The organism is Nosocomiicoccus sp. HMSC09A07 (assembly GCF_001808485.1).
GTDB classification, from domain to species: Bacteria; Bacillota; Bacilli; order Staphylococcales; family Salinicoccaceae; genus Nosocomiicoccus; species Nosocomiicoccus ampullae_A.
In genome coordinates this window covers 1-2,438 of the sequence record NZ_KV793624.1, presented here as the reverse complement: position 1 = coordinate 2,438, position 2,438 = coordinate 1, and the positions used below count along the sequence as shown (strand labels likewise).

The window sequence follows — 2,438 nt, the reverse complement described above, 5'->3', positions numbered from 1 at the left end:
CTTCAACACCTTCTGGTGCGTCTTCACCTGGTGTAAACGTCGTACCTTCTGGTGCGTCTGTTGGGTTATCATCTTTATCCTTGAACTCTGGTGCTTCTACAGTTACATCTTCACCTGGTTTACCTTTGCCATCTTCGTATCCAGGCTCGTATTCTTCATTGTTAGGCACTGAATCTGGGTTCTTAGGATTAGAATTATGATCTTTTTCCGTTTCATCCGGTACACCGTCTCCATCATCATCTTCATCTTCGATATCTGGAGTGCCGTCACCATCTGTATCTAATTTGAATTTCGCTTTAGCTTCATCAGTTGAACCATCTTCATAAGTCACTTTAACTGGTACATCAAATTCTTCTACAGTATCTGCATCTAATGCCTCTGGATCTGCTGTTACTGTGACTACACCTGTTGTCTCATCAACAGTGACTGTGTAACCATCTGGTACTACAAAGTCTGAACCATCCGCATTTTTACCAATTGTATATTTAGATCCTTCTGGTGCTGATACTACATTACCATCTTTGTCTTTGAATGTTGGTTCTGATTCTGATGGTGTACCTGGTACTACGAATTGTTCTTCGTATGATGGTTCATAAAGTTCATTTGCAAGCTTCACAATAAACGAGTCTTGCGCAAGTGGGTATTCATCACGAACAGATTCTTCCCCAGGACTAATCGCGAATAATTTAGCTGTGAAAATATCACCACTTTGCGCATTTTCAGGAACTTTAAAGTCATCTGTTGTTATTTTACCCTCATTTGATGGGATTTTAACTTCCGATTCATGAACAATATTACCATCCTTATCATACCAAACAACCTGATACTTATTGTTACCTAGGTCTGATGATGGTAAACCTACCGTTGTAGTAGATACATTAGCACCAGGTAATGCTGGTGATGTAGTTGTATTATACTCATCAATACCGAAAATATACTCGTCTAAGAACATACCAAAATTTACATTATTGAGGCGCTGTTGTTCATTACTGTTAATACGGAAAGTCTCTAAAAATCCAGTTGTAGCAGAGCCTCTACTAAACTCATAACGATTACCAAAGAATGGTGTTATCATTCCAAAGTTCTCTAATCCTGGAATTGATACATAAGTCCAATCAATGTTAATGTGCTTAGGAGCAGCATCTAAGCTTGCTTCTCTATCTAATCTTTGAGAAGTAATTCTCCACCAGTTACCAACATCTGGTGAACTAGCCGTTCTACCCATTAAATCTTCATAAGTGGATCCTTCCTCTAATCCATGAGCTAAGGCAATATCTTCTGGAAGAACATCTTCACGATATAACACTGAGCGACGCCCAGTACCAAGATTGATGTTATCATTATATCCTCTATTGTTATAGTCCTGACCATAAGTACCATTAAATTGAAGAACATATTTACCATCTGCATCAGTTCTTGTTGATACTGTTTCACCAATCCATAAATCTTTACCTTCTAATTCAATTTGCTCTTTAATCCATGCTTGTAGAGCATTCTCATTTTCATCTGTCCAACCATTGCCACGAATATTCTTTGTACCAATCGCAGCTGGTGCTTCATTATAAATTTTATTTACTGCATAGTCTGAAAGGTATGAACCAATGACTTCAACATCTCTGATTGGTGTGTCTGCTCCACCAAATCTAGAAAGCTCAGACATATTTGATGCTCCAGCTTGATGACTATTTTCCCAGAAAACACGACCGTTTATTTGACCTGAAGTTTCGTTAAATCCTTGATTGTCAACTTTTTCATTTAAATTATGCATCGCTTCATGATCCGGCGTTTCGGCATATGCAAAGTTGAAGTTCTCTAGTCTATCTGTATGAATCCAGTTACGAGCACCATTCATAGTATCCATAACTTTACCACGTGGACCAACTTGGCTTAGGTTCCATGACTGTATCAGACTTAATCCATCTGGAGTTTCAGCCCATACTCTGAATTTTTCTCCTTCAGGTAATAAAGGATCCGCATCAAAACGTGCGGTTGTTCCATCTGCTAAAACAAAATCTTTCATTACGATATGATAATTACCTTGGGCATCAGTTTTAGTAGTATAGATAGGTGAGGCTGCTCCGCTTTTTTCAAACCACTGTGCGTATACTCTAACGTCTTCTAAAGGACTTCTAACTCCGTCTCTTACACTTCCAGCAGTAGGTGTAGAATTATAGTACTGATAAACTGTTCCGTTAACGGTACGTCTAGCATCTTCTTGATCAGTACCTGACTCAATTACTTTCACACCATCAACATCAAGTCTGGCATTACCAACATCGTCAGAAGTTACATCTAAAGAAGTTTTATCTACCTCATCTTCTGCTGTTCTATTTAGTGCAGATCGAGTTGCTACTTCTTCACTTTCTTTAGTGATTTCTTCAGTTAGTGATTTTTCGTCTGCTGATGCTTCTTCGTTTGGTGTTTCTTCGTTTAATGCG

At 38.6% G+C, this 2,438-nt stretch carries 1 protein-coding gene; it reads right to left on the bottom strand.

Annotated features, from left to right (window positions below; genetic code table 11):
• A partial coding sequence (locus HMPREF3177_RS08460; protein ID WP_210388778.1) for a YPDG domain-containing protein occupies nucleotides 1–2,438 on the bottom strand: 2,438 nt, incomplete at both ends.